At 65.2% G+C, this 21,858-nt stretch carries 24 protein-coding genes and 1 pseudogene; 7 read left to right on the top strand and 18 right to left on the bottom strand.

From position 1 onward, the window contains the following. The first annotated feature begins 1 nt into the window (after position 1). The 3 genes and pseudogenes from ABT375_RS13095 to pepN all read left to right on the top strand — a co-directional run bounded on the left by ABT375_RS13095 (position 2) and on the right by pepN (position 4,421). Positions 2–784, top strand: a complete 783-nt coding sequence (locus tag ABT375_RS13095) for a ParA family protein (protein WP_224546637.1) — start codon at positions 2–4, stop codon at positions 782–784. Next, positions 781–1,707, top strand: coding sequence for a ParB/RepB/Spo0J family partition protein (locus tag ABT375_RS13090; protein ID WP_224546636.1), 927 nt, complete (start codon positions 781–783; stop codon positions 1,705–1,707). Before ABT375_RS13095 ends, ABT375_RS13090 begins: the two co-directional genes overlap by 4 nt. A 112-nt stretch (positions 1,708–1,819) precedes the next feature. Next, positions 1,820–4,421: pseudogene (gene pepN, locus ABT375_RS13085) on the top strand (aminopeptidase N). 54 nt (positions 4,422–4,475) lie between these two features. Here pepN and ABT375_RS13080 read toward each other — a convergent pair. Genes ABT375_RS13080 through ABT375_RS13065 form a run of 4 tightly spaced genes read right to left on the bottom strand, consistent with a single transcriptional unit; the run spans position 4,476 to position 8,094 of the window. Then, complete coding sequence (locus ABT375_RS13080; RefSeq protein ID WP_224546728.1) at positions 4,476–5,102, bottom strand: ABC-type transport auxiliary lipoprotein family protein; 627 nt, start codon at positions 5,100–5,102, stop codon at positions 4,476–4,478. Between the two features lie 32 nt (positions 5,103–5,134). Continuing rightward, positions 5,135–6,097, bottom strand: a complete 963-nt coding sequence (locus tag ABT375_RS13075; RefSeq protein WP_224546634.1) for an MlaD family protein — start codon at positions 6,095–6,097, stop codon at positions 5,135–5,137. Between the two features lie 3 nt (positions 6,098–6,100). Then, the gene (locus ABT375_RS13070; RefSeq protein ID WP_416462870.1) at positions 6,101–6,985 is read right to left on the bottom strand and encodes an ABC transporter ATP-binding protein; all 885 of its coding nucleotides are present in this window, start codon (positions 6,983–6,985) and stop codon (positions 6,101–6,103) included. Then, positions 6,985–8,094 carry an MlaE family lipid ABC transporter permease subunit gene (locus ABT375_RS13065; RefSeq protein WP_224546632.1) on the bottom strand — a complete coding sequence of 370 codons (1,110 nt, stop codon included), beginning with the start codon at positions 8,092–8,094 and terminating at the stop codon, positions 6,985–6,987. The genes ABT375_RS13070 and ABT375_RS13065 overlap by 1 nt, the downstream gene beginning before the upstream one ends. A gap of 98 nt (positions 8,095–8,192) precedes the next feature. Here ABT375_RS13065 and ABT375_RS13060 point away from each other — a divergent pair, with 98 nt between their 5' ends. Further along, positions 8,193–8,870 (top strand): HAD family hydrolase, encoded by a 678-nt coding sequence (locus tag ABT375_RS13060; RefSeq protein ID WP_416462867.1) that lies wholly within the window; start codon positions 8,193–8,195, stop codon positions 8,868–8,870. A gap of 9 nt (positions 8,871–8,879) precedes the next feature. Here ABT375_RS13060 and ABT375_RS13055 read toward each other — a convergent pair whose 3' ends face one another. Continuing rightward, on the bottom strand, positions 8,880–9,434 hold the full coding sequence (locus ABT375_RS13055) for a thiamine phosphate synthase (RefSeq protein ID WP_416462865.1): 555 nt from the start codon (positions 9,432–9,434) through the stop codon (positions 8,880–8,882). Between the two features lie 23 nt (positions 9,435–9,457). On the opposite strand from ABT375_RS13055, the gene ABT375_RS13050 reads away from it, so the two are divergent. Next, positions 9,458–10,192 carry a YggS family pyridoxal phosphate-dependent enzyme gene (locus tag ABT375_RS13050; RefSeq protein ID WP_416462863.1) on the top strand — a complete coding sequence of 245 codons (735 nt, stop codon included), beginning with the start codon at positions 9,458–9,460 and terminating at the stop codon, positions 10,190–10,192. On the opposite strand, the gene ABT375_RS13045 is transcribed toward ABT375_RS13050, so the two are convergent. Beyond that, complete coding sequence (locus tag ABT375_RS13045; RefSeq protein WP_224546626.1) at positions 10,189–12,999, bottom strand: TonB-dependent receptor; 2,811 nt, start codon at positions 12,997–12,999, stop codon at positions 10,189–10,191. The two genes, ABT375_RS13050 and ABT375_RS13045, sit on opposite strands and share 4 nt — an antisense overlap. Positions 13,000–13,188: 189 nt before the next feature. Beyond that, positions 13,189–13,848, bottom strand: coding sequence for a ligase-associated DNA damage response endonuclease PdeM (gene pdeM / locus ABT375_RS13040; RefSeq protein ID WP_416462861.1), 660 nt, complete (start codon positions 13,846–13,848; stop codon positions 13,189–13,191). Between the two features lie 66 nt (positions 13,849–13,914). Here pdeM and ABT375_RS13035 point away from each other — a divergent pair, with 66 nt between their 5' ends. Beyond that, on the top strand, positions 13,915–14,754 hold the full coding sequence (locus ABT375_RS13035) for a rhodanese-related sulfurtransferase (RefSeq protein WP_416462859.1): 840 nt from the start codon (positions 13,915–13,917) through the stop codon (positions 14,752–14,754). On the opposite strand, the gene ABT375_RS13030 is transcribed toward ABT375_RS13035, so the two are convergent. The 4 genes from ABT375_RS13030 to ABT375_RS13015 are packed head-to-tail and all read right to left on the bottom strand — an operon-like array spanning position 14,751 to position 16,817. Continuing rightward, on the bottom strand, positions 14,751–15,011 hold the full coding sequence (locus ABT375_RS13030; RefSeq protein WP_129925484.1) for a hypothetical protein: 261 nt from the start codon (positions 15,009–15,011) through the stop codon (positions 14,751–14,753). The genes ABT375_RS13035 and ABT375_RS13030 overlap by 4 nt on opposite strands. 3 nt (positions 15,012–15,014) lie before the next feature. After that, positions 15,015–15,755, bottom strand: coding sequence for a M48 family metallopeptidase (locus ABT375_RS13025; protein WP_416462857.1), 741 nt, complete (start codon positions 15,753–15,755; stop codon positions 15,015–15,017). Next, the gene (locus tag ABT375_RS13020) at positions 15,712–16,149 is read right to left on the bottom strand and encodes a YcgN family cysteine cluster protein (protein WP_129925486.1); all 438 of its coding nucleotides are present in this window, start codon (positions 16,147–16,149) and stop codon (positions 15,712–15,714) included. Before ABT375_RS13020 ends, ABT375_RS13025 begins: the two co-directional genes overlap by 44 nt. Further along, the gene (locus ABT375_RS13015) at positions 16,137–16,817 is read right to left on the bottom strand and encodes an SCO family protein (RefSeq protein ID WP_261935817.1); all 681 of its coding nucleotides are present in this window, start codon (positions 16,815–16,817) and stop codon (positions 16,137–16,139) included. Before ABT375_RS13015 ends, ABT375_RS13020 begins: the two co-directional genes overlap by 13 nt. Positions 16,818–16,855: 38 nt before the next feature. On the opposite strand from ABT375_RS13015, the gene ABT375_RS13010 reads away from it, so the two are divergent. Then, positions 16,856–17,470, top strand: a complete 615-nt coding sequence (locus tag ABT375_RS13010) for an ankyrin repeat domain-containing protein (RefSeq protein ID WP_390902371.1) — start codon at positions 16,856–16,858, stop codon at positions 17,468–17,470. Between the two features lie 123 nt (positions 17,471–17,593). Here the strand turns inward: ABT375_RS13010 and ABT375_RS13005 are convergent, their stop codons facing one another. From ABT375_RS13005 to dnaQ, 7 genes are all read right to left on the bottom strand, one after another. Next, positions 17,594–18,094, bottom strand: coding sequence for an MmcB family DNA repair protein (locus ABT375_RS13005; protein ID WP_224546619.1), 501 nt, complete (start codon positions 18,092–18,094; stop codon positions 17,594–17,596). Between the two features lie 108 nt (positions 18,095–18,202). Further along, positions 18,203–18,868 (bottom strand): cell wall hydrolase, encoded by a 666-nt coding sequence (locus tag ABT375_RS13000; protein WP_416462854.1) that lies wholly within the window; start codon positions 18,866–18,868, stop codon positions 18,203–18,205. Between the two features lie 175 nt (positions 18,869–19,043). Then, positions 19,044–19,385 (bottom strand): DUF1491 family protein, encoded by a 342-nt coding sequence (locus ABT375_RS12995; RefSeq protein WP_416462852.1) that lies wholly within the window; start codon positions 19,383–19,385, stop codon positions 19,044–19,046. Further along, positions 19,375–19,878: a PaaI family thioesterase gene (locus tag ABT375_RS12990; protein WP_224546615.1), complete on the bottom strand. Its 504-nt coding sequence runs from the start codon at positions 19,876–19,878 to the stop codon at positions 19,375–19,377. The genes ABT375_RS12995 and ABT375_RS12990 overlap by 11 nt, the downstream gene beginning before the upstream one ends. Continuing rightward, the gene (locus ABT375_RS12985) at positions 19,838–20,305 is read right to left on the bottom strand and encodes a PTS sugar transporter subunit IIA (RefSeq protein WP_416462850.1); all 468 of its coding nucleotides are present in this window, start codon (positions 20,303–20,305) and stop codon (positions 19,838–19,840) included. The genes ABT375_RS12990 and ABT375_RS12985 overlap by 41 nt, the downstream gene beginning before the upstream one ends. Before the next feature lie 160 nt (positions 20,306–20,465). Further along, complete coding sequence (gene hpf / locus ABT375_RS12980) at positions 20,466–21,062, bottom strand: ribosome hibernation-promoting factor, HPF/YfiA family (protein WP_224546612.1); 597 nt, start codon at positions 21,060–21,062, stop codon at positions 20,466–20,468. 86 nt (positions 21,063–21,148) lie between these two features. Next, positions 21,149–21,841, bottom strand: coding sequence for a DNA polymerase III subunit epsilon (gene dnaQ, locus ABT375_RS12975; RefSeq protein WP_416462848.1), 693 nt, complete (start codon positions 21,839–21,841; stop codon positions 21,149–21,151). Between the last annotated feature and the right edge of the window lie 17 nt (positions 21,842–21,858).

The following is a 21,858-nucleotide window of genomic DNA, read 5'->3' as shown; positions in this document are numbered from 1 at the left end:
GATGATCCGCATCGCCATCGCCAATCAGAAGGGCGGCGTGGGTAAGACCACCACCGCGATCAATCTCGCCACCGGTCTGGCCGCGACCGGGCTGCGCGTGCTGCTGGTCGATCTTGACCCACAGGGCAATGCCTCCACTGGCCTGGGCGTCGGCCATGCCGATCGCGCCCAGTCCAGCTACGACCTGCTGGTCGGCAATTGCGCGCTGGACGATACCGTCATCGCAACCCGCGTTCCCAAGCTGGACCTGGTCCCGGCGACACAGGATCTGTCTGGCTGCGAGATCGAACTGATCGATTATGAGGAACGCACCCACCGGCTGGAGCGCGTGCTGGCCGAAGCCCAACCGGGCCGCTGGGACATCTGCCTGATCGACTGCCCGCCGTCGCTGGGCCTGCTGACCATCAATGCGATGGTCGGCGCGCAATATCTGCTGGTCCCGTTGCAGTGCGAATTTTTCGCGCTGGAAGGCCTGTCGCAACTGCTCCAGACGGTCGAGCGTATCCGCGGCCGCTTCAATCCCGGCCTGTCGATCATGGGCGTGGCGCTGACCATGTATGATCGCCGCAATCGCCTGACCGATCAGGTGGCCGACGATGTGCGCGCCTGCCTCGGCGATCTTGTCTTTTCGACCGTCATCCCGCGCAACGTTCGCTTGTCGGAAGCGCCCAGCCACGGCGTGCCCGCCCTTATCTACGACTTCCGCTGTTCGGGGTCCGAAGCCTATATGCGTCTGGCGCGCGAACTGATCGCCCGACTGCCCCGACAGGAGGTTGCCGCTTGAGCGACGAAACGACCGACAAGCCCAAGATCGCCAAGCGCCCCCATGGTCTGGGCCGCGGCCTGTCCGCCCTGCTGGGTGACGTCGCGCGCGAGGAACCGGTGTCGCCCAGCGCCATCCCCGCCAATGGCAAGGCGGTGCAGAGCATCGAAGTCTCACTGATCCAGCCGCACCCCGAGCAGCCGCGCCGCCATTTCGACGAAGGCGCGTTGCAGGAACTGGCCGAAAGCATCGCCAAGCGCGGCGTGATCCAGCCGATCATCGTGCGCCCCCATGGCGGCGGGTTCCAGATCATCGCCGGCGAACGCCGCTGGCGCGCGGCGCAGCGGGCGCAGATGCACCGTATCCCGGCGATCGTCCGCGATTTCGACGAGCAGGAAACGCTCGAAATCGCGCTGATCGAAAATATCCAGCGCGAGGATCTCAATCCGATCGAAGAGGCGGAAGCCTATCGCAAGCTGATCGCCGAATTTCATCACAGCCAGGATGCGCTGGGCCGCATCGTCGGCAAATCGCGCAGCCATGTCGCCAACCTGATGCGCCTGCTCGAACTGCCCCAGACGGTGCAGCAGCAGGTGATGGAGAACAAGATCAGCATGGGCCATGCCCGCGCGCTGATCGGCGTGCCTGATTGCGAGGCGCTGGCGCGGCAGGTCGAGGATAAGGGCCTGTCGGTCCGCGACACCGAGAAGCTGGTGCGCCGGGTCAAGACCGGCGCCGACGCGCCCGCCGCCCGGCGCAATGCCGGAAACGGCGACAAAGACCCGGACATCGCGGCGCTGGAACAGCATCTGGCCGACATATTGGGCCTGAAGGTCGAGATCGCGCATGAAGGCGCATCGACCGGCGGCATCCTGGCGCTGCGCTATTCCAATCTCGATCAGCTCGACATGCTGTGCCAGCGCCTGTCGGGCGAACGCATCTAGCGGCCGTTGCCCACGATTCGTCACAGCGCATAAGCGCGACGTTCGCGAAGTTCGGGCAGCGCATCCGCAAAGCCCACTGGTCTTTTCGCCCCCCGCTCCCTAGGTTGCGGGGATGGCCGACATGATCTCCACCCACGCCGCTGCGCCCGTCATCATCCGCCGGCTGGACTATCGTCCGCCCGACTGGTTCGTCCCCGATGTCACGCTCGATTTCGATCTCGATCCTGCTTTGACCAAGGTGCGCGCGACATTGTCGGTCACGCGCAACGGCGATCACGACCGCCCCCTGCGCCTCGACGGCGAAGGCATCGTGCCGCTGGCGGTCTGCGTCGATGGCCGCCCGTTGGCGCAGGACGAATGGCATCTGGAAGCCGGCGCGCTCATCATCGCGCTACCCGACAGCGCGCACAGCGTCGAAACGCTGGTGGAGCTGTCGCCAGAGGGCAATAGCAAGCTGATGGGCCTTTATGCCAGCGGCGGCCTGCTCTGTACCCAGTGCGAGGCGGAAGGCTTCCGCCGCATCACCTTCTTCCCCGACCGCCCCGACATATTGTCGCGCTACAGCGTGCGGATGGAAGCGGACAAGGCGCGTTTCCCGATCCTGCTCGCCAATGGCGACCCCATCGAACAGGGCGACCTGACCGGCGGCCGTCACTGGGCGCGCTGGAACGATCCCTTTCCCAAGCCCTGCTATCTCTTCGCGTTGGTCGCGGGCGATCTTGCCTGCAATGCCGACCGCTTCGTGACGATGAGCGGGCGGGAAGTCACCCTCGGTATCTGGGTGCGCGAAGCCGATATCGCCCGGACCGATCACGCCATGCAGGCGCTCAAGAACAGCATGGCATGGGACGAGCGGGTCTATGGCCGCGAATATGATCTGGACGTGTTCAACATCGTCGCGGTCGCCGACTTCAATTTCGGCGCGATGGAGAATAAGGGCCTCAACATCTTCAATTCGCGCTACATATTGGCCGATCCCGAAACCGCGACCGACATCGATTATGACGGGGTGGAAGGCGTGGTGGCGCATGAATATTTCCACAACTGGTCTGGCAACCGCGTCACCTGCCGCGACTGGTTCCAGCTTTCCTTGAAGGAAGGCTTCACCGTCTTCCGCGACCAGAATTTTTCCGCCGACATGGGCAGCCATGCGGTCAAGCGGATCGAGGATGTCCGCATCCTGCGCGCCGGCCAGTTCCCGGAGGATTCAGGCCCGCTAGCCCATCCGGTGCGTCCCGAATCCTATATGGAAATCAGTAACTTCTACACGGCGACCATCTATAATAAGGGCGCCGAGCTGATCCGGATGATGGCCTTGATGCTGGGGGCGGAGCGCTTCCGGGCGGGTACTGACCTTTATTTCGACCGGCATGACGGGGAGGCCGCCACGTGCGAGGATTTCGTGCTGGCGATGGAAGAGGGTGGGGGCATCGACCTGACCCAGTTCCGCCTCTGGTATGAGCAGGCCGGTACGCCCCATGTCCGCGCGCTCGTCACCCATGATCCGGTGAGCCAAAGCGTCGAACTGACGCTGGACCAGACGATGCCGCCGACGCCGGGCCAGGTGGACAAGCAGCCCATGGCGATCCCGCTGCGCACCGCCCTGTTCGATCCCGCGAGCGGGGAGCATCGCGGCGACGAGCTGCTGATGCTGACGGAGGGCCGGCAGAGCTTCACCTTCACCAGCTTCCCTGCTGCGCCGATCCTGTCGATCAATCGCGGCTTTTCCGCGCCGGTGATCGTGGAGACGAATCGCAGCCAGGCCGATCTCGCCTTTTTGTCGGCGCATGATGACGATCCCTTCGCCCGCTATGAGGCGATGCAACAGTTGATGGTCAATGTGCTGGTCGGCCGCATCGCCGGTCATGCCACGGACGACGCGGACGTTGTCGATGCCGTGCGCAACATCATCACCGATCCGCTGCTCGACCCGGCCTTCGTCGCGGAAGCGATCCGCCTGCCCAGCGAAGCCTATCTGGGCGATCAGATGCGCCTGGTCGATCCCGACGCCATCCATGCCGCGCGCGATGCCCTGCAGCAGCAGATCGGGGCGGCGCTGGAGCCATTCTGGCGCGATATCCATGCCCGGACGAAGGCCAACGCCTTCTCCCTCTCGCCGGCCGCCAAGGGCGCCCGCAAGCTGCGCAACGCGGCGCTCCATTATCTGGTGGCGTCGGGCGCGCAGGACGGCCCCGCCATCGCCTTCGCCCAGTTCAGCGAAGCCGATAATATGACCGAGCGGCAGGCGGCGCTGGGCACGCTGGCCAATGGCGCCAGCCCGGAGCGCGAGGCGGCGCTCGAACATTTTCTACAATCGCTATGCCGCGGACGCGCTGACGCTGGACAAATGGTTCCAGACCCAGGCGTTCGCGCTGCATCCCGACACGGTGGAACTGGTGGCGCAACTGAGCGAGCATAAGAATTTCACGCTCGCCAACCCCAATCGGGTGCGGTCGCTGTTCGGCGCCTTTGCGGGCAACCAATGGGGATTCCACCACAAGTCGGGCAAGGGCTACCGCCTGCTGGCCGACTGCATCATCGCGCTGGACCGGCTCAACCCACAGACCGCCGCGAAGCTGGTGCCGCCGCTGGGTCGCTGGAAACGGTTCGAGGAAGGGCGCGCGGCGCTGATGCGGGCGGAACTGCAACGCATCCTGGCGCAATCGGGCTTGTCCAAGGACGTGACCGAGCAGGCAGGCAAGAGCCTGGAATAAGCGGGCATCGCCGGTTCGGTCCGCGTCCAGGCGCGACGCGAACCGGCAGGATGCTCAGTCCTTCACCGCTGCGGCCCAGGCCGCCACGTCGGCTGCCACCTTGTTCGCCGCGACATTGATCGGCGCCCCGATCGTCCCGGCTTCGATCTTGCCGCCCACCGGCTGGCTGGCGGTGAACCGCTGCCGCGCCAGCGCGACGCCATTGGGGGTGGTCAGCACGGCATCATAGGTGACGACGGCATTGTTGCTCGCCGCATCCAGTCCGAAAGCGACCAGTTCGCCGCTCAGCCGCTGCCCGCCGTCGCCCGAAAACTGCCCCGAATCCAGCACCACCCGATCCGTGGTGGCGGAGATGGTTTCGGCCAGCAGGCGCCGGAACAGATGGCGGGGCGTGTCGGCCCATTGCACCTTGGTCACATAGGCGACCGATGTCGGCCCCAGTTGCACCGGCACGCGCACCGTATCCAGCATCTTGGGCGCATCGGGATCGGCGACGATCAGCGTTCGCCCGCCGCCCGCCACCCGCGACGCTCCTGAAGGCACCTTCTGCGCCGCATCCAGCGTCAGCAATTGCGACGGCGGCTTGGCGCCGAAGGATACGCAACCCGACAGCAGGAAAGCGGCGGTCAACGCGGTCAGCGCGCCCTTCCGGTTCGCGCCGGGGTGTTTCACATGGAACATGGTCCGCATCTCTCTCATCATCCTGTCCGCGATCATGGCTTATAGTCCGGCAGCTTGGGCGATCCGACCAGCGATCCGGCGCCCTGCTGGTCGAGCTTTTCCGCAACGCCGCGGAAGGAACGCGACATTTCGCGCAGGTCGCGGACCAGCTGGTTGACCTCCGGCATGGTCTGCGTGCTGAACTGCTTCACGCCCGGCTGCGCCTCGCCGATAGTCTTGTCCAGCGTCTCGATGCTGCGGGTCGCAGCCTGCACGCTCTTGCGCAAGTCGCCCATCAGCGGCCGGCCTTCCTCGTTCAGCATCGTATCGGTGGTGGCGGCGAGCTTGCCGATCTGTTCGACCGCGACGCCCGTGCGCTGCACCGCGATGCGGGCTTCGGCCAGGGTAGCGGCGATTTCGGGGCTGCGATCGGCCAGCGCGCCGGATACCCGCTCGACATTGGCCAATATGCCCGCGATCGACTGCTGATTCTTGTCATTCAGCAATTCGGTCAGGCGCTCGGTCAGCGTCGACAGCCGCTCCAGCAGTTGCGGCGCATTGTTGAGAAGCTCGCCCAGCGCGCCCGGCTTGGTAGGTATCACCGGCACGCCATCAGGGCAGGCGGCCAGCACATTGTCGGCGGGGCAGGCGATCGGCGGCGCGCCCTTGACCGCGCCGTCCAGCACCACTTCGCTGACGCCGGTGAAGCCGACGCCGGCGATGGTCGCGGTCGTACCCTGCAGGACGGGGGTGCCGTCCTTCACCGAAATGCGGACCTTTACGAAGCTCGGATCGCGCTTCCACAGCTCGATCTTCTCCACCTTGCCCGATGGAACGCCCGAATAATTGACGCTCGATCCCTTGGCGAGGCCATTGACCGACTGTTTGAAGAAGATGTCATACTCCTTATTCTCGCCATCGGAGATGCGCGAGAACCAGAAGGCGGCGGCCATGATCGCGGCCAGCAGCAACAGCGTGACTGCGCCCACCAGCACATGATTGGAGCGGGTTTCCATATCCTATCGCCTTCCGTCCGGCGGACTGAGCGCCGCCTGTGTCTGTTCCCGGTCCTTTTCGCGCGAGACCGCCGCGGTCGCGGCCCGGCCGCGCGGACCGTTGAAATATTCCTGAATCCAGGGATGATCGGTCGCCAGCAATTCCTCGATCGTACCCACCGCCGTCACCTTTTTGTCGGCCAGCACCGCCACCCGGTCGCAAATCGAATAGAGCGTATCGAGATCATGGGTGATGAGGAAGACGGTCAGGCCCAGCGTCTGCTGCAATTTGCGCGTCATCTCATCGAACGCCGCCGCGCCGATCGGGTCCAGGCCCGCCGTGGGCTCGTCCAGAAACAACAGGTCGGGGTCCAGCGCCAGCGCACGGGCGAGGCCGGCGCGCTTCTTCATGCCCCCCGACAATTCAGCCGGATATTTGGGGCCTGCTTCGGTCGGCAGGCCGGTCATGCGGATCTTGTAGGCAGCGATCTCGTCGCGCAACTCCGCCCCGATATTGGGATAATATTCGCGGATCGGCACCTCGACATTCTCGGCCACCGTAAGGGTCGAAAAGAGCGCGCCGCCCTGGAACAGCACGCCCCAGCGTTTGCGGATCGCCAGCGCCTCGTCATCCAGCCGCCCGATCATCAATTCGCCAAAGACGTGAATCTCGCCCTCGTCCGGGGTCTGCAAGCCGATGATCGCGCGCATCAGCACCGACTTGCCGGTGCCGGAACCGCCGACCACGCCCAATATCTCGCCCTTGCGCACGTCCAGGTCCAGCCCGTCATGCACCACCTGGTCGCCGAAACTGTTGCGCAGCCCGCGCACCGAGATAGCGATATCCGACGTCTCGACCGCCTGTTCGATCCGCTCTTCCTCGGCGCGCTGAATCTCTTCTTCGCTCATCAGTTCCAGCCTACCCAGGTGAAGAAGACCGCGAAAAAGGCGTCGATCACGATCACCAGGAAGATCGCCTGCACCACGGCCGCGGTGGTGCGCAGGCCGACTTCCTCGGCATTGGCCTTCACCTGCATACCCTGGTAGCAGCCCGACAGCGCGATGATGATGCCGAAGACGGGCGCCTTGATGAGGCCGACCCACAGGTCGGTAATCGGCACGACCTCCCTCAGTCGCTGGATGAAGGTGATGGGCGGAATCTCCAGCGCGATCGCGCAGAGGAAACCGCCGCCGACGACCGCCATCACCGATGCGTAGAAGCCCAGCAGCGGCATCATGATGACGACCGCGAGCGTGCGTGGCAGCACCAGCGCCTCCATCGGCGACACGCCGATGGTGCGCATCGCATCGACCTCTTCGGTCAGCTTCATCGTGCCCAACTGCGCGGCGAAGGCGGAACCGGAACGCCCCGCAACCATGATCGCGGTCATCAGCACGCCCAGTTCCCGGAAGGTCAGCCGGCCGACCAGGTTGATCGTCAGCATCTCCATGCCGAACTGGCGCAACTGCACCGACCCCTGCTGGGCGATGACGATACCTATGAGGAAACTCATCAGGCCGATAATGCCGAGCGCCGACACGCCGACCACCTCGAACCGCTGCACCACCGCATTGATGCGGAAGCGATGTGGATGGCGGATGACGCTCCATGTCGCGATCAGCGTGGCGCCGAAAAAGCCGAGCAGCCCCATCAGGGTCGCGCCGGACGCGATCACCGCTTCGCCAATCTGGCCAACGACGCGACGCAGCGGATGGACATAGGCCGGCCGGATCGGCACCGGCTCGTCCAGTTCGCCGACCGCATGGATCAGGCGGCGCGCATCGTCGCTGGCGCCGGTGACCTCGCAACCCAGCCGCTTGGTCGCGCGATGCACGGTCCAGGCGCCGATCGTATCCATGTGGTCGACAGCGGACAGGTCGATCGCGCCGACCGGTTCCTGCACGGCGTCCAGCCGGTCGGGCAGGTCACCCAGACAGGCGATCGCGAGCGATCCGGAAAGCCGGACCACATTGCTGCCGTCGCGCTGTTCCTCGGCAAGTTCGGCGGCTTTATTCATGCGATGGGATTACTGGTCCATTATCGGTTGCACGGCAAGCCGAAACGGCCCATCCGCAAGCCAGAACGAAGGGCGGACAGAAAAGTTTCGGAAACGGCATGACGACGCACAGGCTGGCCATTTACGACATGGACCGCACGGTGACCTTCAGCGGCACCTATACAGGCTTCCTGATCCATGTGGCGGGGCATATGGCGCCATGGCGACTGGTGCTTTTTCCCTGCGTCATCCTGCTGATGCTCGCCTATGTGGTGAAGCTGATCAGTCGCCAGCGGCTGAAGGAACTGAACCAGGCGCTGATGATCGGCTTCAACGTCGAACGCGCGAAACTGATGCCCCATGTCGAAAGCTATGCCGACCGGGTGATCGCCCGCAACCTGCGCGCCGGCGCGGTGGCGCAGATCGCGCAGGATCGCGCCGACGGCTATACGCTGGTGCTCGCCACCGCCTCCTACCGCCTCTATGTCGAACCGATCGCGCGGCGGCTAGGCTTCGACGCGGTGATCGCCACCGATCATCTGAGCCAGGATCTGCGCTATGTCCGCGCCAAGATCGCGGGCGAAAATTGCTACGACACCGGCAAGCTGCGGATGATCAAGGCATGGATGGCGTCGCAGGCGATCGACCGCGCGCAGGCGCATATCCGCGCCTATTCCGACCATGTCTCCGACGCGCCGATGCTGGAGTTCGCCGATATCCCCTTCGCCTCCAACCCGCACAAGCCGCTGGCCAGGCTGGCGGAGGACCGCGGGTGGACGCGGGTGGACTGGAGCTGATCTGGCGGCTTAGTCCGTCAACCCGTCGATCGCGGCCCAGCCGTCCGCGCCGATCCCCCGCAACATAGGCCGATGCCCCCGGCGCACGCCGCCCAACGCCATGACCGGCACATCGACCTGCCGTGCCAGGGCGGCGAAGCGCACCCGCCCCAATGCGCGCCCTCCGACATGCGACCGGGTCGGGAAGAGAGGGGAGACGAAGCAAAGATCGGCGCCGGCCCGGCGCACCGCCACAGCCTCCCGCCCATCATGGACGGCGCGGCTGCGCAACAGGGGGCGGGCCGCCCGACGCGCGTCCCGCCCATGCGCGCCATCGGCCCGCCACGCCGCCGCATCGCGCACCGGCCCGGCCAGCATCAGCACCAGCCGCCGCCGCCGCGCGATCGCCTGCAGCGCCGCGAACAGCGCGCGCCGCGCCGCCGGATCGGTCCGGTAATGGCGAAAGACGATGCCGCCGCCACCCTTGGGCAGGCGCGCGGCCGCCGCCAGCAACGCCGCCGGCGCGACCCGCTCGTCGGTCATCAGCCAGAGGGCAGGGCGTTTTTTGCGGTGGCGACCATCCATGGGCTTCGCCTATAGCAGCGCGCATGACCACAGACAGCCTTATCGACGCGGCGCAGCGCCTCGCCACCCTGCGCGACAGCATCGACCGCGCCGCGCGCCTGACGCAGCGCACCGCCGACGACATCCGCCTGATCGCGGTGTCCAAGACCCACGACGCCGACACGATCCGCCCGCTGCTCCATGCCGGGCAACGCCGCTTCGGCGAAAACCGGGTGCAGGAAGCGCAGGAGAAATGGCCCGCGCTGCGCGAGGAATTTTCCGCCGTCGAACTGCATCTGGTCGGCCAGCTCCAGTCGAACAAGGCCGCCGACGCCGTCGCGCTGTTCGACGTCATCCACAGCCTCGATCGTCCCTCGCTGCTCACCGCGCTGGCGAAAGCGATGGACGCAGCGGACAAGCGCGTTTCCTGTTTCATCCAGGTCAATATCGGCGCGGAGGCGCAGAAGGGCGGCTGTGCCATAGCCGATCTGCCTGCATTGATCGCAGCGGCGCGCGCCGCCGATATCCCTGTTTTGGGCCTGATGTGCGTCCCGCCGGCCGATATCGAGGCGGCACCCTTCTTCGCGCTCTTGGCGAAGATCGCGCGGGAAGAGGAGCTGAAGCGCCTTTCCATGGGCATGTCGGGCGATTATGAAACCGCCATCATGCTGGGCGCGACCGACATTCGCGTCGGCACGGCGCTGTTTGGGGAAAGGCCATCCCCCGCTCGCCCCGTACCGGCGAGCGGGAGAGGGATGCTCAGAAACTCCCGCGCCTAGAAACTCCCGCGCAGCGTGATGCCATAGGTCCGCGGTTCGGCCAGATAGGCGGAGATGAGCTGGTTCGCCATCGGTGCGCCCAGCGCGAACTGGCCGGTGGTCGATGTGCCCGGACTGCTCGACTGGAGCGGACTGGAGAAGGCGACCTGGGTATAATTCTGGTTGAAGATATTCTGGCCCCAGAACTCCACCGCCCAGCGCTGGTCCGCACCGCGGATGCCGACGCGGGCATTGACGATGGCATAGCCGTCCTGCCGTTTTTCGGGGAACAGGTCGGACCCGGTATTATAGTCGCTGGTCATGCGGCCATCGACGTAGAAGAGGGCCGACAGGCCCGATGAGCCGATGTCCGGGGTCCACGCGACGCTGGCGGTCGTCACCAGCTTGGGCGCATTGCTGTTGATCGATCCGGGCAGCAGGAACAGTGCGGTGTCCAGCGGCACGCTGCCGTCGCCGCTGCCCACCAGACGGTTGGCGAATTTGGCGCGGGCATAGGTCGCGCCGCCCGACACGCGGAAGTTGCGCGCGGGGGTGACCGACGCTTCCAGTTCCACGCCCTGGCTGATCAGGCCCGGCCCGACATCGCCGCTGTCGCAGGTGCGGGCCGCCGACAGCGCCCCGTCACAGCCATTGATATTCTGCACGACGAAGCTGGTGCCGTTGAAGGTGTTGAGCTGGAAGTTCTTGAACTCCTGCCGGAAGGCGGCGATGTTCACGCTCCATTTGGGCTGGACATATTTCAGGCCCACTTCGAACGAATCCACCTTTTCCGCAGCGAAGCGCAGGCTGGTGACGTCGGCATTGGTGCGCGGCGAGAAGACGGCGGGAATGGCGTTCAGGCCGGTCGATCCGAGCTGGAAACGATCGAGATTATAGCCGCCCGCCTTGTAGCCCTTCGAATAGCTGCCATAGAGCAGCAATTCGTCGATCGGCTTCCACGACAGCACCGCCGTGCCGGAAAATTCGCCGTCGCTGATCTTGTCGTTCAGGTCGAGCGCATTGAGGCCGGTGGACCCGTTGCCCAGGCATCCCAGAGTCAGGATGCCGCCCGCCAGCGTCGCCGCGCTGCCCAGTGCCGGGTTGGTGGCGATGCCGGGCAGGCCGGACGCCTGCAAGGCCGCGCAGGTCGCGTTATTATTGTTGAAATCGGCCGAGAAGCGCTTGCTTTCATGGGTGTAGCGCAGGCCCAGCGTCAGATCGAGCCGGTTGGTGATGTGGACGATATTATGGGTGAAGAGCGCCCAATTCTCGCTCTTCTGGCGATAGAGCGACGCGACGTCGCCCGTACCCTCCGGAATTGCGGCCAAAGCGCGCAGGCCATTGCCCAGGCCCGTGGAAATCGCCCCGGCCTGCGCTGCCGCGATCGGCGCGGGCACGCCGCGCGCGATCAGGGCCGCGGTCAGCCCTGCATTGAGCTGTGCCTGCGTGCCGTTGATCAGCGGCTGGGTGGCAAGGCCGCTGCCGCAGGCTGCGAGCTGCGGCGCGGTGAAATTGCTGTTCACGCTGGCCCCCGCCATCAGGCGGCAGGCCGCGAACCGGCCATAATCCGCGCCGAAGCGGATATTGTCCTGCAGCGTCAGCTTCTCATTGGCGTAATAGCCGCCGACCAGCCAGTCGAGCTTGTCGGCGAAGGCCGAACCCTGCAACCGCAATTCCTGCGTGAAGGTCTTGAACTGGCGATAGGTGTTGGGATCGCGGTAAAGAAGGTCGGCGCGATTATAGTCGTAATCGCCATAGTCGCGGGATTTATAATCGCGATAGGCGGTGATGCTGGTCAGCTTGGCGCCACCGAAATCATAGTTGATCTCGCCCGACACGCCCCAATCCTTGAGCTTGCTGACATAGTCGCGGCCCGGCGTGACATGGAGTTCGCGATCATAGGGATCGGCCGGGATAACGCTGCCCTGGCCGGCCAGGATCGCTGCGATGCGGTTGAACGGCGCATCGCTGTAACCGCCGCCCGCCACCGGCCGCCTCTCGCGCGCTTCGATATAGGCTGCGCCGCAGCAGCTTTCATCGCGATTGGTGTAATCGCCGATCAGTCGGATGGAGAGCGCGTCGTTCGGTTCGATCAGCGCCTGGCCGCGCAGGAAATAGCGGTCGCGGTCATTGGTGTCGCCGACCGTCTTCCCCGCGCCGTCGACCAGCTTGTAGAAGCCGTCGCGCTTGCTCCACACGCCGTCGAGGCTCAGCGCGATACCCTCGGCCACCGGCCCGGTGACGCGGCCCGACAGGCGCCAATAGTCATAATTGCCATAGGTGATCTCACCCTTGGCATGGAAGCTGTTTTCCGGCGCCTTGCTGATGATGTTGATCAGGCCCGCCGACGCATTGCGGCCAAACAGCGTGCCCTGCGGCCCGCGCAGCACCTCGACCCGTTCGATCTCGCCCAGTTCGTTGAGGCCCGCACCGGTGCGCGAGCGATAGACGCCGTCGATGAACACCGCGACCGAGCTTTCCAGGCCGGGATTGTCGCCGACCGTGCCGATGCCGCGGATGCGGGCGGAGGCATTGGCTTCGGACCCGGTGGAGGAGACGAGCAGCGATGGAGCCAGCTGGTTCAGCGTGCGGATGTCGCTCGCGCCGCTATTCTGCATCGCCTGCGCGCCCACCGCAGACACCGCGATGGGCACGTCGGACAGGGGGCTGGCGCGGCGGGTGGCGGTGACGATGATGTTCGCGCCCATATCGTCCACGACCGGCTGCGGCGCCGTCCCGTCCTGCATTCCGTCCTGCGCCTGCGCGGCGGATGCGCCCATGACCAATGCGGCGATGGCGGCAGATGTCCAGAGACTCTTGTCTGTCATGATGGGTCTATCCTCTCCTGGTCCGCACGACTTTTCGCCGCGTCGGAACTGTGGGTGATTATGCGGACACAGCAGGGCGAAGGCAATAGAGCCCAGCTTTTCTGCGCCTTTTGGCGCAGCCGACGGCCGAATGATCCGGCTCTGTTGCCTATCGGCAACGGCTTAATATCTGCTTTCCGTAACGTCGCCTTACGATAAGGGAAAGCGCAGCAACCGGTCGGCGACCGGCACCAGAGCGGCGGCTCCCGGTCCCACGGCGCGGCGAATCTCTCCATGTCCGGCATCCAGACCCCCTGTCAGCGCGCCCAGCGCAGGCAGGATCAGCTTGGTCGCCGATCCCACGAAGCACCGCCGCGACACATGCCGACCGCGCAGCGACAGGCGCAGCTTGGGATGGAAATGGCCGGATATTTCGGGGCGCGGATCGTCCGCCTCCGCCTCATGCCGCAGCCATATCCCCTCGACCTGCGCTTCCGCTACCCACCGTCCCCCCGGCATGTCCGCGACACCGACGTCATGATTGCCGGTAATCCAGGTCCAGTCCAGCCTTTCCGTAAGGGAAAATAGTCTTTTTCGGGCCGAGGGATCGAGCCGCGCCGCACCATGGGCATCATGGAAACTGTCGCCCAGCGACCAGACCGCCTGCGCGCCCGTGCGTTCCACAAGCGCCTCGATCACGTCCAGCGTCGCTTCGCTGTCATGCGGCGGCAGGAACTGGCCGAAGCGCGCATACCAGCTCGCCTTCTCGAAATGCAGGTCGGCGACCAGCAGCGCCCGCTGCGCCGGCCAGTAGAGCGCGGCTTCGGGCAGCGCCATGAAAGCGTGGCCTGCGAACGAAAGGGGAACCATCGCCCGGCTATGCGCCTCTACGCCGCGGCTTTCAAGAGGGCGCGCAAAGGCCTATAGGCGCTGGCCATGTCCGCCATCCCATCTATTTACACCGTCGCCGCCCTCTATTGTTTCGCCCGCTTTCCCGATCCGCAGGCGCTGGCCGCAGATCTGCGCGCGCGCTGCGCCGATCTGGGCACGTGCGGCACGCTGATCCTGGCCGGGGAGGGGATCAACGGCACGGTCGCGGGCGATGCGGGCGCCATCATGGCTTTGATCGGGCATATCCGCACGCTGCCTGGCTGCACCGACGCCGACGTCAAATATTCCTGGGCCGATGCCGCGCCCTTCGCCCGGATGAAGGTGAAGGTGAAGGCGGAGATCGTGACGCTGGGCGTGGGCGATCTCGACCCGGCGACGCAGGCTGGCACCCATCTCGACCCGGCCGACTGGAACGCGCTGATCGCCGATCCCGACACGGTCGTCATCGATACCCGCAACGCCTATGAAGTGGCGGTCGGCACCTTCCAAGGCGCGATCGACCCGGAAACCCGGTCCTTCCGCGAATTTCCCGACTGGTTCGACGCCTTCGCCGCGGACCTGAAGGCGCAGGGCCGCAGCCCGAAGATCGCGATGTTCTGCACCGGCGGCATACGCTGCGAAAAATCCACTGCGCTGGTCAAGGCGCGCGGCTTTGCCGACGTCTATCACCTCAAGGGCGGCATCTTGCGCTATCTGGAGGAGATGCCCGAAGCCGACAGCCGCTGGCAGGGCGATTGCTATGTCTTCGACGAGCGGGTCGCGGTCGGCCATGGCCTCCAAGCCGGCGACTATGTCACCTGCCGCGATTGCGGCCTGCCCCATCTGCGCGATGCGGCGCATGACTGTCCGGGCGACGAGTTCGGTGTTTGGCCGCACCGGGGTTAAGCGGACGTCTCCACCAGTTCCGCTATCTCGAAATCATAGCGTTTCCATCCCCGCATCTTCGCCCCTTCCGCTGCGGCGGCGCGCTTCTTCTTCGCCTCCGCCAGCGAGCGGACATGGCCCCAGAAGACCTCGGTCCTGCCATTGTCCAGCACCGCGACGATCCGCCAATAATGGGTGAAGGGATCGGCGGTAGGTCCGATCGTCTTGACATAGCCGTCCGCCATGGTGGCGGTCAGGTAACGCTTCCTGCGGGCCATGCGTCAGCCCCGATAGCGATGCAGGCCCGCGCCATGCGCACGCAGCCATGCCCGCGCCGGGCGCGGGTCCGCGCCATAGATCCGCTTATGCGCCGCATGAAAGGCGGGGCTGTGATCCATGTGCAGCAGATGCGCCAGTTCATGCGCCACGGTCGCCCTGCGCACCTCGGGCGGGGCCAGGATCAGCCGCCAGCTATAGCGGATGGCCCCGGACGAGGCGCAACTGCCCCAGCGGCTGCGGGTATCGCCCACGCCGACCGATGCAACGATCAGCCCATGCTCGCGCGCGATTTCGTGGCTTTCGGTCTCCAGCACCGCCCTGGCGCGGCTGACGAGCCAGCGCTGCACTCGCGCGCCCACTGATTCCGCCGCGCCGCCCAGCAGCAGCCGGTCGCCCTCCAGTCGGATCGTGCGGGTCGCGCCCGCGACCCAGTGGATCGTCACCTCGCGCCCCTCCAGCGGGAAGACCGCACCATGGTCGAGCCGTGTGACAGCGGGCTGCCTGGCCATTTGCGCCCGAACCCAGCCTTCATGATCCTGCGCCCAGCCGAGCGCCTTTTTCAGGTTCGCCCGCGCCGGCAGCGACAGGCGCAACGCCCCGCGCGTGCTGTCGATCGTCAGCCGGTAGGCCCGCGCCCGCGCCGATCGGCGCACCAGCACCGGCATGGCCACGCCATCGATCAGGATCGCCGCATCGGGATCAGAGTTCGCGGTCGACAAGATGATTTTCCCAATCGCCCGCATCGGCCTCCGCGATCGTCCAGCCGCGCACCGATTCCTGCGCCCGATGCACCGCTTCCCGGTCGCCGCAGATCAGATAATGCCAGTCGGGCAGCGGCAGTCCCTCTTCACGCAGCCGGTAGGCGCATGTTCTGGGCAGCCAGCCGATCTGCCTGACCTTGGCCGGGGTCAGCCGCACGCAATCCGGGACGAACGTTCGCCGATCCTTGTAATTGCTGCATTGCCCGCTCTGCCGGTCGAGCAGGCGGCAGGCGACATTGGTCGGATAGATCCGCCCCGTCTCCTCATCCTCGGCCTTGTGCAGACAGCATTTGCCGCAGCCATCGCACAGGGCTTCCCACTCGGCCTTGTCGAGCTTGTTAAGCGGTTTTTCCCAGAAGTGCGTCACTTGACCCATTTTTCCAGGAAGGCGACCACCTTGTCCGGCGCGCCTTCATTCACGTCCGCCGTGGCGGGATCATCCACCGGCACGAGCGCAACCGGCTTGCCCTCGCCGTCGAACAGATAGGGGGTGCGGCTGTGGCTGACCATATAGTCGCTCGCGCCCCCGGCCTTTCCAGACCCTTCCTCGGGATTATAGATCACCACGAAATCCTTGGCGACCTTGGCGATCTGATCCTTTGTGCCGGTGAGGCCGATCAGGCGCGGATGGAAGGCCGCGACATAGGTTTTGAGCACGGCGGGCGTATCGCGTTGCGGATCGACGCTGATGAGCATCGGCTGGACCCTGGCGGCCAGGGCCGGCCTGTCCTTCTCGAATTGCGCGAACCCTTGCATGATGCGTTGCAGATCGACCGGGCAGACGTCCGGGCAATAGGTATAGCCGAAATAGACCAGCCGATACTGGCCCTTATAATCGTCCCAATGGGTCGGCTTGCCGTCCTGGTTGGTCAGGGTGAAGGGCGCGCCGATCCGCGCGCCGATCAATTCGCCCTGTTCGCTGTCGCCGCTTGATGCATTCCCGCCAGCACCCATATTGCAGGCAGCCAGCAAGGCGAGGAAGGGCAGGGCGATGGAAGGCAGGATGGATGGGGCGACGTCTTTGTTCATGGCATGGCCAGCCATGCCCTGCTAGGACGCGATTTGCAAATGCAACGGGGCGCATGATGAAGACGAAGCTTTTTTCCGCATTGCTGGGTTCGCTGGCGCTGGCGCTGCTGGTTCCCGGTCCCGCCCAGGCGCAATTTTCGGACAATTACAATTTTCTGAAGGCGGTGAAGGACAAGGATGGGGAGAAGGTCACCAACCTGCTCCAGAAACCCGGCTCCACCGTCATCAACAGCCGCGACGTATCGACCGGCGAAAATGCGCTGCACATCCTCGTCGCCCGGCGCGATGGAACCTGGCTGACCTTCCTGTTGTCGAAGGGCGCCAATCCCAACCTGACCGACAATGACGGCAACAGCCCGCTGATGGATGCGGTGCAGGGCCGGTTCGAGGAAGGCGTGCGCACGCTGCTCGCCTACAAGGCGCAGGTCGACAAGGTGAATGATAGCGGCGAAACCCCGCTGATCCGCGCGGTGCAGCTGCGCGACGTCGGTCTGGTCCGCCTGCTGGTGGCGCAGGGCGCCAATCCGGAGAAGCGCGACACCATCGCCGGCATGTCCGCCCGCGACTATGCCAAGCGCGACGGCCGCACCCCCGGCCTCACCGAAGCGCTCGACGCCGCCAAACCCGCAGCCGCGCCCAAGGGGCCGGTACAAGGCCCGGTGTTTTAGGGGACGCGGAAGGTCGGCTTTACCCAACGTCATGCCAGCGAAGGTCGTTAAGAGGCGCGTGACTCTCAACGACCTTCGCAGGAGTTACGACAGTCGGTGACCAAGAATGGTCGTCTATGGCCTTCAACCTCCCCAGCCCAGCTCGGCCGCATGGTCCGGATCGCTGAGCGCCGTCAACCGCCGGGCGGCGCGCCGGGCGAAGCGCAGCGTCTCCGCCTTGCGCCGAGCCGCCGCCAGCGGCTCCACCGGGGCCGGGCGCACCAGTTCAGCGTCATATTGGTCCGCGACGATCAGACCAGTGCGCGTCGGCCACAGCGCCTCGCTCTCGAACGGGCCAAGGTCGAACCCCGCCGGCACCGCCCAGAAGAAGCGGTCGCAATAGTCGAAATAGTCGGGCCATTTCATGTCGCCCAGCAGATCGGCGCGGCTGCACTTGATCTCGACGATGGTCAGCCGTCCCGCGCCGTCGATCGCCATGATGTCGGCGCGGCGCCCGTTGGGCAGCGGCACTTCCAATATACCGCTCATGTCGTGGCGGAAGAAGAGCCGCAACGTGCCGCGCGCCACCGCCATTGCGGTGCCGTCGGTCAGCGGCGAACAGGTGTCGACAGGGGCGCTATTCATCGGCCCATCTTAGAACAGGACAGGAACAAATGAAAAGGCCGATTCGGACGAACCGAACCGGCCTGACGCTTTCGCTATCGCGAACCGGCGCGTTCCCGCGCCCGCTCCTCACCGATAGAAGATATGATTGTCGATCATCGCCAGCTTGGCCTTGCCCCAGCCCGGCGAAACCCGGCGGGCGTGGAAGAAGAGCGCGCCTTCCGCGCGGCTGTCCCAGCTGTCGTTCATCGCGATCTGGGCGATGGCGACGGCTTCGCGCCAGCTACGGCTGTCGGCGCGTACGGCCGGCATCGAATGGCCCCGCACGAAGCTGAACTGGCTGGGCTGATAGACGACGCCGCACAGGCTGTCGGCGAAGCGGCCGGACTTGGCCCGGTTGATGATGACGCGGGCGACGGCCAGCTGGCCTTCCAGGCTTTCGCCCTTGGATTCGAAATAGACCGCGCCGGCCAGGCAATGCATGTCGCCTTCCAGCTCCTCGGGTGCGCCCTGGGCGTCGACCAGAGCAGCGAGGCTGGTTGCCTGCGTGTCGGAATCGGTGGAAAATTCGGTTGTGGCCTTGTTGGCCGATGCCAGCGGCTGCGTGACTTCACGCGGCGCGGCGAAAATGACGGCGGACTGCGCGCCAGTCGGAGACGTTTGCGGGAACGTCCGGGGGAGAGAGGTGGCCGTGGCGATCGATTCGCCAGCGACCGACATGTCGGACGCCGTGACCGCCGCGGCGGCGGACAGGGCAAAGGCTGCGGCGATGGCAGCTTTCAGACGAAAACTCATTACTACTCAAAAACATGCGGTTATTGGCCAGCAACGTCGTTTTCAACACATATTCTATGACGTTCGGCCGCCCCCCGTCTGCGTGTTTACCGGCCCCGCCCCCCAATGGGCGAATTCGGCAACCTGCGCGTTGGCGTGGGCGGCCTGTGCCCAAACCATTGCGATGAGTCAACGATCAGCAGAGTGTTTCAGCGGCAAACCGTTCCGCTTCCGGGATGTCGAGTTCTATTATCCACAGGTCGGGGTCCGACTTGCGCCGGCGCGCCACATAATCGGCGAGCGTCTCAGTCCCCTCTTCTACCGAAGGACCACAGCGCATCAACGCATGACCCCCGGCAAAGTTCGACACCCGCTCGAAAAGACCCGATTCCTGGCCTTTTTCCAGCGTCTGGACCAGAATCACGCCACTGATCGCGTCGCCTCTGACCAGGATCGTGGCAAAGCCGCCCGCGGCCGCGACCCGCCGCCGCAATGCACCCACCAGCATTGCGCTGGTAAGCCGGGCTTCAGGCGCCATAGCCCGGCAGCGAGGAGAGCGGAAATTGCGATCGCATGAAGGTGCCGGTGCCGCGACCGACCTCTTCGCCATCGGAATCGATCAGGCTCGCTTCGGCGACATAGACCCGGCGCTTGCCGCTGATCCAGCGGCCCTCGGCGCGAATCCGGCCCGGCGCGATCGGACGGGTGAACAGCAGGTTGAACGCGGTGGTCAGCAGGAAACGGTCGCTGACCAGGCTGTTGGCGGCGTAGAAGGCCGCGTCATCCAGCATCTTGAAATAGACGGTGCCATGTACCGCGCCCGCGGCGTGAAACTGGCTTTCGTCGACGTCGAAATCGATCACCGAGCGGCCCGGTTCACGGATGGTGAGGTCCGACCGGAACAGCCGGTTTATCGGCGCCGAACGATAGAGATTCTCCAGCGCGCGAAAATGCGCCGCTTCGCCGCTCGCGCCGCTGCCGGGGTGCAGCTCAGGCTGCGTCACGCGCCCCGCCGCCCGCCAGCAGCGCATGGAGCGCGCCGGTCGACTGAGCGCCGCGCAGCCGGGCCACCTGGCCTTCATCGCGCAGATAGCGCGACACGCGCGCCAGGGTCTTCAAATGCTCCGCGCCGCTGTCGACCGGCGACAGCAGGGCGAAGACGACGTCCACCGGCGCTTCGTCCACCGCGTCGAACGGCACCGCTGGATCGAGCAGCACGACTACGCCGCACATCTTGGACAGGCCAGCGATCTTCGCATGGGGAATGGCGACGCCGCCGCCAAAGCCGGTCGACCCCAGCCGCTCACGCTCGAACAGGGCGTCACCGACTTCGTCGGCATCCAGATCATAGGCGCAGGCGGCTAGCCCGGCGATCTTCTGGAACAATTGTTTCTTGCCGTTCGCCGACAGGCCCGTGGCGAGCGCTTCGGGCGAAACGATGTCGTTGAAGTTAACCATGGTCAATCCGAAACGGCCGAGCCGCGCGGGCGAAGTCTTCGCGCTTTCCTCGGACAATGAAAGCCCGGCCCCATAAGCCGCCCGCACCATCAGGTCAACAGGCGGCCGGGGCCGGGCGTGGGGTCAACCGCGCGGACCGACCCAGTCACCACCCATGGCGTCAGCCACGGGGCTCGACCCATCCAATGGTCCCGTCATGGCGTCGATAGACCATGTTATAGGCCGATGTGCCGGCATTGAGGAACAACAGCGCATTGGTGTTGCGCAGGTCCAGCATCATCACTGCGTCCGAAACGCTGGCTTCGGGAATGTCGACGCGGGTTTCCGCCACGATCAGCGGCGCATCGGCGGCTTCTTCCTCGTCCTCCGCATGACCGGCGAAGATGGTGTAGCCGGCGCCGTCGATATCATCGACGCTATAACCGTTGGTCCGCTGTGCTTCGGCTGCGGCCGCCTGACTGCTGCGATCCTTGAGGCGGCGCATATAGCGACGCAATTGCTTTTCGATACGGTCGGACGCCTGGTCGAAGGATGGATGCGCCTCCTGCGCTTCGCCGGCTCCTTTCAGGATCAGGCCGGTCATGACATGGCACACGATATCGCAGTGGAAGGCGCCATGGGGTGCCTTGCGAAAGGTCACATGAGCGGAAATCGTGCGGGAGAAATATTTCTCGGCCATCGCCTCCAAACGGTCGGTGACATGGCTCTTGAGCGCCTCACCCGTTTCGACCTGATGCCCGGAAATGCGAATGTCCATATGCCTTCTCCTTATTCTTGCCGGGTCGCCAGGAAGGCGACCCGGTTGGTGTGGAGACATGAGGACCAGTCAGGGACCGGCTTGTCTCAGGCCTCCTCCAGCCAGAGCGGCTTGGTGAGCGTCGCGATGAACGCCGCATGCCGTTCCAGCTCCTGCGCGCTGGCTGTAAAGACGCGTGCAGGACGAACAGGGCGAACCACGGCGCCAGCCGACAGTTCCACCCCGACGATCTCTTTCTCTTCCTCCTGTGCCAGACCCAGGCCGATCTGACGGCCGCCGGTCAGTTCGATATAGAGTTGCGCCAGCAATTCGGCGTCGAGCAGCGCGCCATGCTTGACGCGATGGCTGCGGTCGATGCCGTATCGGGTGCAGAGCGCGTCCAGGCTGTGCTTGGCGCCGGGATGCAGCGTCCGGGCGATCGCCACCGTATCGATCATGCGATCCATCGACACATCGGCATGGCCGCAGCGCCGCAATTCATGATTGAGGAAGCCGAAGTCGAACCGCGCATTATGCGCGACCAGCGGACTATCCTCCAGAAAGGCGAGCAGGTCGGCGACGCCGGTGTGGAACAGCGGCTTGTCCGACAGGAAATGGCTCGACAGGCCATGCACCGCTTCGGCGGCGGCGGGCATGTCGCGTTGCGGATTATAATAAGCGTGGAAGGTGCGACCGGACGGCACCCGGTTGATCAGTTCGATGCAGCCGATCTCGACCAGCCTGTCGCCGGACGCCGGATCGAATCCTGTCGTTTCGGTGTCGAAAATGATCTCGCGCATCGCCCTCTTCAATCGAC

Origin of the sequence: Sphingomonas sp. VDB2, from assembly GCF_047946695.1 — a bacterium.
Classification (GTDB): domain Bacteria; phylum Pseudomonadota; class Alphaproteobacteria; order Sphingomonadales; family Sphingomonadaceae; genus Sphingobium; species Sphingobium bisphenolicum.
Note: the sequence above shows the minus strand (reverse complement) of the source record. Positions and strands in the feature narration are given on the sequence as shown.